The sequence below is a fragment of the Catenulispora sp. EB89 genome (genome assembly GCF_041261445.1).
Taxonomy (GTDB): Bacteria; Actinomycetota; Actinomycetes; order Streptomycetales; family Catenulisporaceae; genus Catenulispora.
The window spans coordinates 522,987-536,670 of record NZ_JBGCCU010000001.1; the positions used below are offsets into that span (position 1 = coordinate 522,987).

Sequence of the window (13,684 nt, forward strand, 5' to 3'; positions counted from 1 at the left end):
GCTGACAGCTGAGCCGGGGCCCGGGCCCGGGCGGGCCAACACCCGGACCGCCCGCCGGTACCACCCGCCCTGACCGGCAGGCGGTATCGTCGCAGGCATGAAGTCGGCAGGCTCAGAGCCGGCGCCTCGGCGCCTGAGCGCGGTCCCGACGCAGCGGCAGGATGCTGCGTCGGGATCTTCGCGTTCCTCCGGCGATGGAGGCTCTGGCGGCGCCGGCAAGAAGCGCACGCGCTACACGGCGCGCGCGGCGATCCTGATGCTCGTGCTCTGCGCACTGGTCCTGGCGCTGGCGTACCCGTTGCAGCAGTACTTCTCGCAGGGTTCGCAGATCGACCAGCTCAAGCAGCAGAACTCGGAGAAGCGCGCCGGGGTCGAGCAGCTGCGGCAGCAGCTGGCGCAGTGGCAGGACCCGGACTACGTCAAGATCCAGGCCCGCCTCCGGCTGCACTACGTGTTCCCCGGTGAGACCGGCCTGCGGCTGCTCGGCGCGGGCGACGCGGCGACCGGCGGCCCGGACGGGACGCTGGGGCCGTCGGAGGGTTCCAGCGCGTGGTACGCCCAGCTGTGGAGTTCGGTGACAGCTGCGAGTGGGGCGCCGGTGCCGTCATCGGCTCCTTCGGTGACGGCGGGGCCCACGTCGTCCGCGACGAACGGGCACTGAACGAACGGGCACTGAACGAACGGGCACTGTGTCGGCGCCAGGCCGACCGCGACCCCGCATCCGGCTGTCAGAGGGCTCGCCGATACTCGGATCAGGGGCGAATGCCTCATAACACAATGAAACTGGCGTGCCGATCAGCGAGCGGCCAGCCGCTGCCGCCACCGTCGCTACCGCGTAACCCCCAGATACGTCAGCACCGCCAGCACCCGCCGGTGGTCCTCGTCCGCCGGCGGCAGCCCCAGCTTCGTGAAGATGTTGCTGATGTGCTTCTCCACCGAGCTGTCGGCGAGCACCAGCTGCTTGCCGATCGCGGCGTTCGACCGGCCCTCGGCCATCAGGCCCAGCACCTCGCGCTCGCGGGCGGTCAGGGCGTCGGTGGGCCGGGAGCCGAGGAGCTGGACCACGACCTCCGGGTCCAGGACCGTGCCGCCGGCCGCGATCTTGGTCAGTGCCTCGACGAACTCGCTGACGTCGGCGACGCGCTCCTTGAGCAGGTATCCGACGCCGGAGACCTTGCCGCCGAACAGGTCGCGGGCGTAGCGGGTCTCCACGTACTGCGAGAACAGCAGCACGCCGACCTTCGGGTGGCTCTTGCGCAGCTCCAGCGCGGCGCGCAGGCCTTCGTCGGTGTGCGTCGGCGGCATCCGGATGTCCATGACGACCGCGTCCGGGACGTCGGTGGCGACCGCGGCCAGCAGCTCGTCGGCGTTCGGGACGGCGGCCGGGACGTCGTGGCCGCGCTTGGTGAGGATCTGGACCAGGCCGTCCCGCAGGATTGCGGAGTCTTCGGCGATCATGATGCGCACGGGGGTCTTCTCCTTCGGCGGTGGTCCTGGACCACCCCGAAGATAGCCGAAGCGTGCGGCGGCGGCCGGGCCGCGCCAGGCCCGGCCGCCGCGCCTCACACGCGCGCTACACGTGCATCGGCAGCTTCACGATCACCAGCGTCGGACCGCCGACCGGGCTGTCCACGGCCAGCGAGCCGTCCACCGTGCGCACCCGGTCCAGCAGCCCGGCCAGCCCGCCGCCGTAGCCGACCTGCGCGCCGCCCCGGCCGTCGTCCTCGACGGTGAGCGTCAGCCTGCCGTCCTCCTGCACCACCGACAGCGCGGCGCGGGTCGGTGCGCCGTGCTTGGCGGCGTTCGTCAGCAGCTCCGCGGCGCAGAAGTAGGCGATGGTCTCGATCGCCCGGTCCGGCCGCTCGCCCAGCGCGACGTTCACCGTCACCGGCATCGCCGAGCGCGCCGCCAGCGTGCCCAGCGCGTCCCGCAGGCCGTTGTCCAGCGCCGCCGGGTGGATGCCGCGGGCCAGGTCGCGCAGTTCGTTGATGGCCTGCTTGGCGTTGCGGTGCGCGGTGTCGATCAGGGCCCGGGTCTCGACCAGGTCCACGTCGCCGCCGCCGGCGTCCAGGTTCTCCTTCGCCTCGCCGAGCTGCATCGCCAGCGCGACCAGCTGGGCCTGCGCGCCGTCGTGCAGGTCGCGTTCGATCCGGCGCAGCCGCGCCGCGGAGTCGTCCACGGCGTGCGCGCGGCTCACGGTCAGCTCCTCGACCCGGCGCTCGCTGCTCGTCGGGCCGAGCAGCGCCGCCATCAGCAGGGTGTCCAGCCAGATCCAGAACTTGAGGATCCAGACCGCGGCGAGGATCCACACCAGGCCGACTGCCGTGACCAGCAGGGCCCGCGGCCAGGTCTCGATGTAGAAGCCGTCGCCGATCTGCATGGCCGCGTGGTGCACGACGCCGTGGCTGTCCGTGTTCTTCGGGTCGAACAGCGCCCACCAGATCGGATAGGTGACCAGGACCACGCCCTCGACCAGGCCCAGCCCCAGCGTCATGATGTACGCGACGCCCAGCGGCGCGCGCAGCAGCAGGTAGACCTGCGAACGCCAGGCCGCCAGGTCGCCCAGGGCCGCGCCAAGCTTGGCCAGCAGCCCGTGCGCGGTGTGCCAGCGGGCGTTCGGGCGCGGCGCCTCGATCTCGACGCCGAGCAGCTTGCGCGCCAGGCCGCGCTGGAACCCGCCGTACTTCTTGGCCAGGTAGATCGCGGTGGCGATCAGGGGCAGGCCGACGAACGTGAAGGACAACGCGCCGCCGACGGCCAGCGTGACCACCACGTAGACGAAGCCCGCGATCCCGAGCGGGGAGCACACCAGGGCGTACAGGTACTGGCGGGCGGTGCGCGCCGACACCGGGCTCAACAGGAAACGCTTCATGGGAAAAGCTTCGCCGATCATGACTCGGCCGCCCACGGTGCGGCCACGGAACTTCAACCCCCGGTTATCCCTACCATCATCGCCCGGCCGGTGGGTGGCGCGGCGCGGGACGGTTCCGGGCGGCGCGGCTCCGGGCGGCGCGGGGCGACCGGTTCAGGAGGGGAGCGCGGGGCTGGTGGTGGAAGCCGTCCAGGTCAGCTTCTCGACCCAGGTCTGCCCGCCGACCTCGTCCACCTCGGGCACCAGATCGGAGAAGCGTTCCAGCGCCTCGCTGAGCGCGGTGGCCAGCGACGCGCTGGCCTGTACCGCCTCCACCCCGCTGGCCGCCGCCCATTTCTCGGCATCGACCGTGACCCGGACTTTGACCGTTGCCGATACGTTCACGTCCACACACTCAGGGTAACCTCTTGCGGCCTCACGCGGGATGGCCTTCTATACGCGGCATGGCCACGGTCGCGGAGTTGATCGGCGTTCAGTCCCAGCACGGCGGTGTCGGGCTGCTCGGCCCGGACGGTCTGCGGTATCAGCACGCGGAGATCGCGGCGCAGGCCGCCACCAGGGCCGCGCTGTTCGGCGACCGGCATCGGCCGGGTATGCAGCCGCATATCGGAGTGCTGCTGGGCAACACCGACGAGTTCGCGTTCTGGCTCTCCGCCGCCGCGCTCGCCGGGGCGGCGCTGGTCGGCGTGAACCCCACGCGGCGTGGCGCCGAGCTGGCGCGGGACGTCCGGCACGCGGAGTGTGAGCTGCTGGTGACGTCGCGCTCGCACCTGCCGCTGTTGGCGGGGCTGGGCCTGGAGGCGCTGCCGCTGCTGGTCGTGGACGAGCCCGACTACCGCGCGGCGCTGGAGCCGTACCGGGGCGTGACCGTCGCGGACGTCAAGCCGGTCGCCCCGGTCGCCGAGGACACCCGGCTGCTGCTGTACTTCACCTCCGGCTCGACCGGCGCGCCGAAGGCGGTGACGTGCGTGCAGGGGCGCGTCGCGGCGTCCGGGAAGGCGATGGCCGAGCGCTACGACCTGACGGCGTCCGACGTCTGCTACATCCCGATGCCGATGTTCCACGGCAACGCGATCCTGGCGAACTGGGGCCCGGCACTGGTCGCCGGGGCGGCCGTGGCACTGCGCGAGCGCTTCTCGGCCTCCGGCTTCCTGCCCGACGTGCGCGAGTACCAGGCCACGTACTTCACCTACGTCGGCCGCGCGATCTCCTACATCCTGGCCACCCCGGAGCACCCCGACGACGCCGACAACCCGCTGCGTGCCGGCTTCGGCACCGAGGCCGGCCCCCTGGACCGCGAACGCTTCGAACGGCGCTTCGGCTGCCACCTGTCGGAGGGCTACGGGGCGTCCGAGGGCGGCATCAACGTCGTCGCCCCGCGCACCTTCCCAGCCGCGGTCCTGGCCCGCGGCGCCGCCGTCGGCCGCACCGACGAGACGCTGTCGATCGTGAACCTGGAAACCGGCGACCCCTGCCCGCCGGCCGAGTTCGACGCCGCGGGCCGCCTCCTGAACGGGGCCGCCGCGATCGGCGAACTCGTCGGCACCGGCCCCGGCGGCTTCACCGGCTACTGGAACAACCCCGCCGCCGATGCCGAACGCTATTCCGAAGGCCGCTACCGCAGCGGCGACCTGTTCTACGCCGACACCGACGGCTGGCTCTACTTCGCGGCCCGCAAAGCCGACCGTATGCGCGTGGACGGCGAGAACATCTCCGTGGCGCTCCTGGAGGCGATCCTCGCCCGCTGGGCCCCGGTCGAGGCGGTCGCGGCCTACGCGGTCCCCGACGAGGTCACCGGCGACGCGGTGATGTGCGCGCTGGTGCTGAGGCAGGGTGCGGTCTTCGACCCGGCGAAGTTCGCGGATTTCCTTGCCGGGCAAGCGGATCTGGGCACGAAGATGGCCCCGCGCTTCATCCGCATTACCGAGGCCCTGACGACCACGGCCACCGAGAAGGTGTCGCGCTACACGCTGCGGGAGCAGGGATGGTGGGAGGTCGGCGGCGACGCGGTGTGGGCACGGCGGGCGCGGGGGACCGGCTACGAGTTGCTTGACCGGGACCAGTAGCACCGCACCGCCGCACCATTTACCTCGGGCCGTCGCCAAAGTCCGGCTCGCAGTGCCGTACCGCGCCCGCAGCTGCCCTACCGCCAAGCCGCTGCCCTACCGCCAAGCCCAAGCCGCTGTCCTGCCGCCCGCAGCCGCTGCCCTACCGCTAAGCCGCTGCCCTACCGCCCGCAGCAGCCGCCCTACCGCCAAGCCGCTGCTCTACCGCCAAGCCGCCGCCACCGGCAGCGTCAGCCGGAACTCCGCGCCCCCGCCCTGCGCCCCGGCGGCCGTCACGCCGCCGCCGTGGCCGACGGCCACCTGCGCCACTATCGCCAGTCCCAGGCCGGAGCCGGGCAGGTCGCGGGCGCTGGCGGCGCGGTAGAAGCGGTCGAAGACGTGCGGGAGGTCCGCCTCGGGGATGCCGGGGCCGTGGTCGCGGACGGTCAGGGTGACCGTGCCGTCGCCGCCGGCGGCGGTGCGGACCTCGACCAGCCCACCGTCGTGGGAGAACTTCGCGGCGTTGTCCAGCAGGTTGCGGACCGCCTTGGCCAGGCGGTCGGTGACGCCCACCACCACGCTCTCGTCCAGCTCCGGCTTGAACACCGCCTTCGGCCAGTGCGCGGCGGCGCGGTCCACGCAGCGCTGGACCAGCAGGTCGAGGCGCAGCTCCTCGAACAGCGCGGCCTGCTCCTCGCCGCGGGCCAGTTCGACCGTGTCGCTGACCAGGGTGGTCAGGTCGTCCAGGCCGGACATGATGCCGGACACCAGCGCCTCGCGGTCCTCCTCGCCCAGCCGGTGCGCGTACGCCAGCACCTCGACGTTGGTGCGCAGCGAGGTGAGGGGGGTGCGCAGCTCGTGCGAGGCGTCGGCGACCAGCTGGCGCTGCCGGTCGGTGGCCTCCTGGACCGCGTCGAGCATGCTGTTGAAGGTCGCGGCCAGCCGGCCGAGCTCGTCGCGGGGCTCGCCGGGCGCTCCGTCTATCGGGATGCGGTGCGCCAGGTCGTGGGTGGCGGCGATGCGCTCGGCGGTGCTGGTCAGCTCGGCCACCGGACGCAGCGCGGTGCGCGTCACCAGCCAGCCCAGGCCCGCGGCCAGCACGATGCCCGCCGCGCCGGCGCCGAACAGCTGCCAGCCGAGCGCCGACAGCTGCTTGTCCATCGCGGTCAGCGGGGCGTCGATCTGGATCGCCTGCCCCTTGCCGATGGACAGCGTCAGAACCCGGACACGCTGGCCGTTCATGGTCCCGGAGTACAGGTTGCTGTCCATCGTCTGGGCGGCGACCTGGACGTCCTGCGCCGAGATCGGCACCATGGCCGACGGGGCGGGCGTGAGCACGACCTGCGGAGGCTGGCGCGGCGCCGCCGGCGGCAGCAGCTTCGGCTGCAGCGGTTGTCCGGTGGAGTCGATGAACTGGACGTTCGTCTCGATGTCGCCGAACTTCCGGCTCCGGACCACGTCGTAGCGCGGGAAGTGGCGGTTGAGCAGCGTCTTCTGTGCACCCGTGCCCTGGTCCTGCAAACCGTCGTCGATCTGCTGGATCAGCGAGTGCCGCACGGCCACATAAGCGAACCCCACGCCGCCGCCGACGCCCGCCGCCACCGCGATCGTGGCGGCCAGGGCCAGCCGCGCCCGCAGCGGAGTGCGGCGCCAGACGGCCAAGGGGGAGCGGCGCTGAGGCTTCCCGGCAGAGCCGCTCTCGGCGTTCTCAACGGGCTCGACACCAGAGGCGTTCTCAGAGCCCTGATCGCGGCGGTCCGCGACCGGGACACCCACCACCCCCGTGTAGGCGAACGTATCCCCGCTCGCACCGACACCCGCACCCGCGAACCGGGCCCCGGCGCCGGCCTCAGCCCCGGAACCCTTCCCCCGACGAAGCCGTCCCCACTTCACCCCGACACCCGCAACGTGTACCCGAACCCCCGCACGGTCTGCACCAGCCGCGCCTCGCCGCCCGCCTCCGTCTTGCGCCGGATGCAGGACACGAACACCTCCAGCGAGTTCGACTCCGGCCCGAGCTCGTAGCCCCAGATCCGGTCGGAGATCACCTCGCGCGGCAACACCCGCCCGGCGTTGCGCATCAGCAGCTCCAGCAGCGCGAACTCGGTCCGCGTGAGCTCGATCGTGCGCCCGCTCCGGTACGCCAGCCGGGACTCCGGGTCCAGCTCCAGGTCCTCGAACACCAGCCGCTCCGACTCCGGCACCGGCTCGTACTCGGCGCGCCGCAGCAGCGCCCGCATCCGGGCGTGCAGCTCGGCCAGCGCGAACGGCTTCACCAGGTAGTCGTCGGCGCCGGCGTCGAGCCCGGCCACCCGGTCCCCGACCGCGTCGCGCGCGGTCAGCAGCAGCACCGGGGTGTGGTCGCCGACGCCGCGCAGGCGCCGGCACACCTCCACCCCGTCGAGCTCCGGCATCATCACGTCGAGCACGATCGCGTCCGGCGGGTCGGCCGCGATCTGCTCCAGGGCGGCCAGGCCGCCGGCGGCGGTGCGCACGCGATAGCCCTGCAGGCGGAAGGCCCGGGCGATCGCGTCACGGATCTCGGTGTCGTCGTCGACGACCAGCAGGCTGCGGGATTCTCGGGTGTCCATCCCGTCCAGTATCACCCGTTTGACCCACCCGGCGAAGACGGCGTGCCACCCGGAGTACGGTTTCCGCCGCGTCCGCCGAAGCCGAGGCCTGTGATACCGCTCACAACCGAACGCGCCGTGATGGTCCCGCTACTGTCCGGAGTGCCCAGCACCGTCACCTGAGACCCGGTCGTCAGGTCCGCGACCGTGCCGGTCTTGCCGATCGTCACGGTGGTCTGCGGGCTGGTGTCCACCGTCACCGACTTGCCGGTGCTGTCGGTGATCGTGATGGTCGTGCCGCTGACCGCGCTGACGGTGCCGGTGACGGCCCCGCCCCGGGCGCCGCCGGTCCCAGTGCCTCCGGTGCCTCCGGTCCCGCCGGTCGCGCCGCCGGTCCCGAAGCCGCCGCCGTACCCGCCGGTGCGGGTCCGGTTCGTGCCGGCGGCGGTGTTCGTGGAGGACGAGGAGCTGTTGTGCTTGCCCACCGCGATCCCGCCGACGAACCCGCCGGCCAGCAGCACCGCGCCGATCAGGCCCAGCGTCACCTTCGGGATCCCGCCGCCGCCACCGCTGCGGGCCGGCTTGAGCTGTCCGCTGATGTCCGGTGCGGACGGCGCCTGCGAAAGGAGTTCGAACTCTGCGTTGTTGTTGGCGGGCTGGCCGCCGGGGTTCTCAGACATCAGTGACTTCCGAATCTTCCTGTTCGTGGACTTCTGGCTCGGGAGGAGGGGCTTACTCGTGCCGCAGGGCCTGGATGGGGTGCAGCTTGGCCGCGCGGTTGGCCGGGAACGATCCGAAGAACAGCCCGATCAGCGCCGACACCGCGAAGGCCAGCGCGATCGAGGCCGGCACGATCACCGGTTTCACCCCGGCCACCGTGAACCTGGTGCCGATCAGCCCGGCGGCCACCCCCAGCGCCCCGCCGATCAGCGACAGCATCACCGCCTCGATGAGGAACTGGCCCAGGATCGCCGCGCGCGGGGCGCCCAGCGCCTTGCGGATGCCGATCTCCCGGGTCCGCTCGGTCACCGTGACCAGCATGATGTTGGTGATCCCGATCCCGCCGACCAGCAGCGAGATGGCCGCGACCGCGCCCAGCAGCACCGTGAAGGTGTGCGTGGTGGAGCTGGAGGTGGCCAGCAGCGACTGCTGGTTCAGGACCCGGAAGTCCGGCGAGGCGGTGGCCGACAGGTGGTGCCGCGCCGTGAGGATCGAGGTGATCTCGTCCTGCGCCGCGGTGGTCGCGCCGGCCGACTTGGCCTGCACCACGATCTGGCTCAGCGACCCGAAGCCGCTCAGCGAGTCCTGCACGGTGGTCAGCGGCGCGATCGCGAAGTCGTCCGCGTCCTGCAGGCCGCTGGAGCCCTTGGCCTGCAGCACGCCCTCGACGCTGTACGGGACGCTGTTGATCATCACCTGCTGGCCCACCGGGTCCGCGGTGCCGAACAGGTCGGTGGCCACCGTCTGCCCGATCACGATCACCTTGCGGGCCTGGCTCACGTCGTCGTCGGTGATCGACGAGCCCTCGGCGATCTGCCAGTTGGTGGCCGTCAGGTACGCCGGGTAGGTGCCGACCAGCTGCGCGATCGGGTGCGTGGCGCCCTGGTAGGTCGCCGTCGGCGAGGCGGTCACCACCGGGGCCTCGTCCAGCACGTCCGGGGCGTTCACCGGGTCCACCAGCGCCTGCGCGTCGGCCAGGGTGAGCGCCGAGACAGTGCTCTGCGTCCCGGTGTTGCGGGACGCGCGCGCGCCGAAGCCGCCGGCCTGCCGGGAGACCTCCAGCAGGTTCGTGCCCAGCTTGTCGATGTTCGCCTGCACCTGCGCGCCGGAGCCCTTGCCGACCGCGACCAGCAGGATGACCGCGCCGACCCCGATCAGGATGCCGAGCGTGGTCAGCGCCGAGCGCAGCTTGTTGGCCTTCAACCCGGCGAAGGCGAACCGGAAGACTTCGCGGATTCTCATCAGACGCTCCCGTGCTGCACTCGGTGCTGTTCGGAGATCCAGCCGCGCTCGCCGTTGCGCTCGTCGGAGACGATCTGCCCGTCCATCAGCCGGATCGCGCGCTCGGCGTGCTCGGCGATGTCGTGCTCGTGGGTGATCAGGACGATGGTGCGCCCGGCCCGGTGCAACCGGTCGAACAGGGCCATCACGTCGGCCGAGGAGGTGCTGTCCAGGTTGCCGGTGGGCTCGTCGGCCAGGATCAGGCTGGGCGCGGTGACCAGCGCCCGGGCCACGGCCACCCGCTGCTGCTGGCCGCCGGAGAGCTCCTGCGGCTTGTGGTTCAGGCGCTCGCCGAGGCCGACCAGCTCCAGCGCCGCGCGGGCCCGCTGGCGCCGCTCGGCGGTGCCGACGCCGGCGTACACCAGCGGCAGCTCCACGTTGTCCAGCGCGGTGGTGCGCGGCAGCAGGTTGAAGGACTGGAAGACGAAGCCGATCTTGCGGTTCCGGACCAGCGCCAGCTGGCGGTCCGACAGGTGCTCGACCTCGATGCCGTCCAGCAGGTAGCGGCCGGAGGTGGGAACGTCCAGGCAGCCGATGATGTTCATCATCGTCGACTTGCCCGAGCCCGAGGCGCCCATGATCGCGACGTAGTCGCCGGTCGGGACGGTCAGGCTGACGCCGCGCAGGGCATGGACGGCGGTGCCGTCCATGCCGTAGGTCTTGCGGATGTCGGCGAGCTCGATGACCGGCTTCGGGCCGTTCGAACCGCTCATGTCGGTCACCCTCCGAACCGTCCGCCGCCGCCGGCGCCCAGACCGCCGCCGCCGGCCCCGCCCGTGCCGCCCGCGCCGCCGCCGAAGCCGCCGCCGGTCAGGCCGCCGCCCCGGGTGCCGGTGGTGCTGCTGCTGCCGGTGCGCGAGGACAGCAGCACCTGGTCGCCCTCGTTCACCCCGGAGGTGATCTCGGTGGTGGTGTCGCCGACCACGCCGACCTGGACCGGCGTCTGCGTCTGGGTCTTGCCGCTGACCACCGTCACGAAGCTCTGGCCGGCGAGCGTGGTGACCGAGGAGGACGGCACGTACAGCACGTTGGTCACGTTGTCGGTGACCACCGAGACCGACGCGGTCTGGCCCGGCTTCAGGGACGTCAGGTCCTGCTGGCCGGAGGTGAACTGGAGCGTGACTCCGTACTCCACGACGTTCGACACCACGGTCGAGGTCGGGTCCACGGACTGCACGGTCGCGGTGAGCGAGGAGCCCGGGATCGCGTTGATCGCGACCTGCGCGTTCTCGCCGGGCTTGAGCTTGGAGGCGTCGGTCTCGGCGAACTCGGCGCGCACCGTCAGGCTGCTCATGTTGCCGAGCACCACGAAGCTGCTGCCGGACTTGGCGCCGCTGGAGGAGGACGAGCTCGACGATCCCGAGGAACCGCTCGCCGAACCCCCAGAGGAACCCCCAGTAGATCCGCTGGACGAGGACGCCGCCGAGGTCGACGAGGTGGATCCGGCGCTCACCGTGTCGCCCACCGAGCCACCGACCGACAGGACCGTCCCGGCCTGCGGCGCGGTGATGACGGTGCCGGCGACGCCCTTCTGGGCGGTGGCGAGCGCGTTCTGCGCGTTGACCACGGACTGGTTGGCCGCGGCTATCTGGTCCGGGGTGGCCGGCGCGGCCGAGACCGCCTGCTGGTCCACCGCCGTGTTGTAGGAGTTCTGAGCCTGCGTCAGCGAAGCCTGCGCCTGGTGCAGGGACTGGGTGTCCTTCTGCGCGCCGGACTTCTGGGCGTTCTCGGCGGTCGTGACCGCGTTGGTGTCCTGCGCGACCTTGTTGGTGTCCTGGGTACAGGCGGTGGCCTTGGCCGTCCCGCCTGCGCAGTCCGAGGTCTGGAGCGTCTGGTCCGCGGACAGGTTGTTCTGCGCCGTCGTCACGGCCGAGGCCAGTGTCTGCGCGTCGATGGAGATGCTGTTCTGCGCGTCGGAGTACGAGGTCTTGGCGGCGCTCAGCGAGTCCGCGGCCGTGGTCAGCTGCTGCTGGCCCAGCGCCGCCTGCTGCGGCGTCTGGCCCTGCTGCAGTTTGGTCAGCTGGGCCTGCGCGGTCGTCAGCTGGGCCTGCGCCGAGGTCAGCTGCTGGTTGGCCTGCGTGGTGTCGATCTTCGCCAGCACCTGGCCGGCCTTCACCACGTCGCCGGGCTTCACGTCGATCTCGGTCACCGTGCCCGAGGCGGTGAACGCGAGGTCCAACTCGGTCGGCAGGGTGACGTTGCCGGAGGCCGAGACCTGGGCGGTCACGTTGCCGCGTTGCACGGCGACGGTACGGCCGGTGGTGGACTTGCCGGAGTTCGACGAGCCGAGCAGCGCCCAGGCGCCCGCTCCACCGGCGGCTACCACCACGGCGAGCGAGGTGTTTATCCAGACTCCTTTTTGGAGTCGCGGGCTATCGGTCATGGCGCCAGAGATTGTCGCTCGTAACTGAAGCGAAGGTGAAGGGGTACGTTCAGTCTCATCTGACTCTCATAATCGGCTCTTCTTCACGCATCTCCGAGGTGTCCGGAGTATTGACTCCCTGGTGAATAACCGCTGTCCGGCGATAGGTTTTCCCCGTGCCGAAGATTGACTGGAATCCGGGCCGGGGCCGGCGTGGCCGGCCGTTGCGCCGGGTGCTCGGCATGGGGCAGCAACAGGGCCTGTTGGTGATGTACGGGATAGCCGCGGTGGTCGTCATATTGGCGCTGGCGGCCTCGTGCGGCGCCTTCGGCGGCTCCAGCCCGAAGTCGGCCGCGGGGACGGACGGTGGGGCGAACACGAACTCTGGCGGCTCGGGCGGAGGCACCGCCCCGGCGGTTCCCAAGGATTCGTCGAAGAGCACCCAGATCCTGCTGGCGTCGGTCCAGCACTACGCGGACCTGCTGACGTCCGGCCAGAAGATCGTGGGCCACACCCGCTACCCGGGCATCGCAGCATACGGACAAGCCTTCGGCGACCCGAACTCGCCGGCGGCGCTGTTCGTGAAGTTCCGCACGACGCCGAATCCCGAGGGCGACACGACGTATTTGGACGCCGCGCGCCAAGCCGCCGCAACCTACGGCGGCGACCACGGCGGCACCTTCGACAAGTGGACGGACGACATGGCGAATGCCAAGTCCGACCTCGGCAAGTGGATCGCCACCGCGGTGCAGTACCAGCAGGGAGCGGCCCCGCAGGCGACCCTCGACGCGGCGGCGGCGACGGTGACTCAGGATCTTGCGACGGCCAGGACGGCCGTCGCCTCGCTCTGAGTCGGAGCTGGAGCCGGCCGGTTATACGGGATTCTCCCTAAGCCCGAGCCCCACCAGGTTGTCGAGTAGCACCGCCGTCCCGACGTCGCTGTGGATCATCTCCCACATCGCTGTGGCGACGCACTATCCGCACTATCCGCGTTCCCGCACCAGCCTGACAGCCTCACGTACCGAGCCGCGGTACACCGGTCCGTGCCCGGGAACCAGCACCTCGGCGTCGGTCTCCTCCAGCGCGCTCAATCCCGCCAGCGCACGCTCCCGGTCCTTGTGGAACATGGTGGGCAGCAGCTGCGGGCCCTTGAGGCGGGACGTCGGATGCCCGGTAGCGATGGCGTCGCCGCCGACCACGATCCCGCTGTCCGGCAACAGATACGCGCAGTGCCCCGCGGTGTGGCCGGGGATGTGCAGCGGCACCGGCGAGCCGGGCAAGTCGAGCGTGCCGGGTGCGCCGGACGCGCCGGGTGCCGGGAAGGCCTGCGGCTCGGCGACCGCGACGTCCGCCGTACCGCCGTTGCCCAGCGCCCGCAGCGCCCACGGCACCACCCCCGGCCGCCACGCGTTCGCGGCCACCTTCCCGACGGACACCTGGTCCAGGAAGTCGCGCCGCGCGTGCGGCACCTCCTCGGGGTGCATCAGGACCGGAACGCCGTAGGTGGCGCGCAGCCACTCCGCCGAGCCGAGATGGTCGTTGTGCGCGTGCGTGATCAGAACCGCGCTCAGCGCCTCCGGCGCCACCTTCAGCAGCTCCAGCGAAGCGAGCAGGTTCGCACGGTCGGCCGGGTAGCCGGTGTCGATCAGGGTGGCGCTGTCACCGGACCGCACGACCACCCACGTGACGTCGCTGCCGTAGACGGCGTGGACGCCGTCCTCGACCTGGACGACGTCTTCCTCACGGAACTGCTTCGTCATCATTGGCACCTTGCTGCTCCGGCGGAGGGTGGGGCATCGAGCTCAAGATTTTGCTTTCCCGGTACCAGGTCAGC

Annotated in this window: 13 protein-coding genes; 3 read left to right on the top strand and 10 right to left on the bottom strand. The window is 71.5% G+C overall.

The genetic code is table 11. The features are described from left to right. Positions 1 to 97: 97 nt before the first annotated feature. Positions 98 to 661, top strand: a complete 564-nt coding sequence (locus ABH920_RS02450; protein WP_370346254.1) for a septum formation initiator family protein — start codon at positions 98 to 100, stop codon at positions 659 to 661. Between the two features lie 167 nt (positions 662 to 828). On the opposite strand, the gene ABH920_RS02455 is transcribed toward ABH920_RS02450, so the two are convergent. From ABH920_RS02455 to ABH920_RS02465, 3 genes are all read right to left on the bottom strand, one after another. Beyond that, positions 829 to 1,458 (bottom strand): response regulator transcription factor, encoded by a 630-nt coding sequence (locus ABH920_RS02455; protein WP_370346712.1) that lies wholly within the window; start codon positions 1,456 to 1,458, stop codon positions 829 to 831. Between the two features lie 115 nt (positions 1,459 to 1,573). Next, a complete protein-coding gene (locus ABH920_RS02460; protein ID WP_370346256.1) occupies positions 1,574 to 2,872 on the bottom strand; it encodes a sensor histidine kinase in 1,299 nt (432 codons plus the stop codon). A gap of 153 nt (positions 2,873 to 3,025) precedes the next feature. Beyond that, complete coding sequence (locus ABH920_RS02465) at positions 3,026 to 3,262, bottom strand: hypothetical protein (RefSeq protein WP_370346258.1); 237 nt, start codon at positions 3,260 to 3,262, stop codon at positions 3,026 to 3,028. A gap of 53 nt (positions 3,263 to 3,315) precedes the next feature. Here ABH920_RS02465 and ABH920_RS02470 point away from each other — a divergent pair, with 53 nt between their 5' ends. Further along, on the top strand, positions 3,316 to 4,938 hold the full coding sequence (locus ABH920_RS02470; protein ID WP_370346260.1) for an AMP-binding protein: 1,623 nt from the start codon (positions 3,316 to 3,318) through the stop codon (positions 4,936 to 4,938). A gap of 201 nt (positions 4,939 to 5,139) precedes the next feature. Here ABH920_RS02470 and ABH920_RS02475 read toward each other — a convergent pair whose 3' ends face one another. From ABH920_RS02475 to ABH920_RS02500, 6 genes are all read right to left on the bottom strand, one after another. Next, positions 5,140 to 6,693: a sensor histidine kinase gene (locus tag ABH920_RS02475; RefSeq protein ID WP_370346262.1), complete on the bottom strand. Its 1,554-nt coding sequence runs from the start codon at positions 6,691 to 6,693 to the stop codon at positions 5,140 to 5,142. A gap of 113 nt (positions 6,694 to 6,806) precedes the next feature. Further along, on the bottom strand, positions 6,807 to 7,508 hold the full coding sequence (locus ABH920_RS02480) for a response regulator transcription factor (RefSeq protein WP_370346264.1): 702 nt from the start codon (positions 7,506 to 7,508) through the stop codon (positions 6,807 to 6,809). An 11-nt stretch (positions 7,509 to 7,519) separates the two neighbouring features. Next, positions 7,520 to 8,167, bottom strand: a complete 648-nt coding sequence (locus tag ABH920_RS02485; protein ID WP_370346266.1) for a hypothetical protein — start codon at positions 8,165 to 8,167, stop codon at positions 7,520 to 7,522. A 52-nt stretch (positions 8,168 to 8,219) separates the two neighbouring features. Next, a complete protein-coding gene (locus tag ABH920_RS02490; protein ID WP_370346268.1) occupies positions 8,220 to 9,449 on the bottom strand; it encodes an ABC transporter permease in 1,230 nt (409 codons plus the stop codon). Next, positions 9,449 to 10,201, bottom strand: coding sequence for an ABC transporter ATP-binding protein (locus ABH920_RS02495; RefSeq protein ID WP_370346270.1), 753 nt, complete (start codon positions 10,199 to 10,201; stop codon positions 9,449 to 9,451). The genes ABH920_RS02490 and ABH920_RS02495 overlap by 1 nt, the downstream gene beginning before the upstream one ends. 5 nt (positions 10,202 to 10,206) lie before the next feature. Continuing rightward, positions 10,207 to 11,871, bottom strand: coding sequence for an efflux RND transporter periplasmic adaptor subunit (locus tag ABH920_RS02500; RefSeq protein ID WP_370346272.1), 1,665 nt, complete (start codon positions 11,869 to 11,871; stop codon positions 10,207 to 10,209). A 155-nt stretch (positions 11,872 to 12,026) separates the two neighbouring features. On the opposite strand from ABH920_RS02500, the gene ABH920_RS02505 reads away from it, so the two are divergent. After that, entirely contained in the window at positions 12,027 to 12,701 is a 675-nt protein-coding gene (locus ABH920_RS02505; RefSeq protein ID WP_370346274.1) for a hypothetical protein, read from the top strand. A 132-nt stretch (positions 12,702 to 12,833) separates the two neighbouring features. Here the strand turns inward: ABH920_RS02505 and ABH920_RS02510 are convergent, their stop codons facing one another. Next, complete coding sequence (locus ABH920_RS02510; protein ID WP_370346276.1) at positions 12,834 to 13,610, bottom strand: MBL fold metallo-hydrolase; 777 nt, start codon at positions 13,608 to 13,610, stop codon at positions 12,834 to 12,836. Positions 13,611 to 13,684: the final 74 nt, after the last annotated feature.

Excerpts from the sequence above, each read along its gene's own strand:
- ABH920_RS02450 (WP_370346254.1), top strand. The coding sequence starts at position 98 with ATGAAGTCGGCAGGCTCAGAGCCGGCGCCTCGGCGCCTGAGCGCGGTC.
- ABH920_RS02455 (WP_370346712.1), bottom strand. The coding sequence starts at position 1,458 with ATGATCGCCGAAGACTCCGCAATCCTGCGGGACGGCCTGGTCCAGATC.
- ABH920_RS02460 (WP_370346256.1), bottom strand. The coding sequence starts at position 2,872 with ATGAAGCGTTTCCTGTTGAGCCCGGTGTCGGCGCGCACCGCCCGCCAG.
- ABH920_RS02470 (WP_370346260.1), top strand. The coding sequence starts at position 3,316 with ATGGCCACGGTCGCGGAGTTGATCGGCGTTCAGTCCCAGCACGGCGGT.
- ABH920_RS02480 (WP_370346264.1), bottom strand. The coding sequence starts at position 7,508 with ATGGACACCCGAGAATCCCGCAGCCTGCTGGTCGTCGACGACGACACC.
- ABH920_RS02485 (WP_370346266.1), bottom strand. The coding sequence starts at position 8,167 with ATGTCTGAGAACCCCGGCGGCCAGCCCGCCAACAACAACGCAGAGTTC.
- ABH920_RS02490 (WP_370346268.1), bottom strand. The coding sequence starts at position 9,449 with ATGAGAATCCGCGAAGTCTTCCGGTTCGCCTTCGCCGGGTTGAAGGCC.
- ABH920_RS02495 (WP_370346270.1), bottom strand. The coding sequence starts at position 10,201 with ATGAGCGGTTCGAACGGCCCGAAGCCGGTCATCGAGCTCGCCGACATC.
- ABH920_RS02500 (WP_370346272.1), bottom strand. The coding sequence starts at position 11,871 with ATGACCGATAGCCCGCGACTCCAAAAAGGAGTCTGGATAAACACCTCG.
- ABH920_RS02510 (WP_370346276.1), bottom strand. The coding sequence starts at position 13,610 with ATGACGAAGCAGTTCCGTGAGGAAGACGTCGTCCAGGTCGAGGACGGC.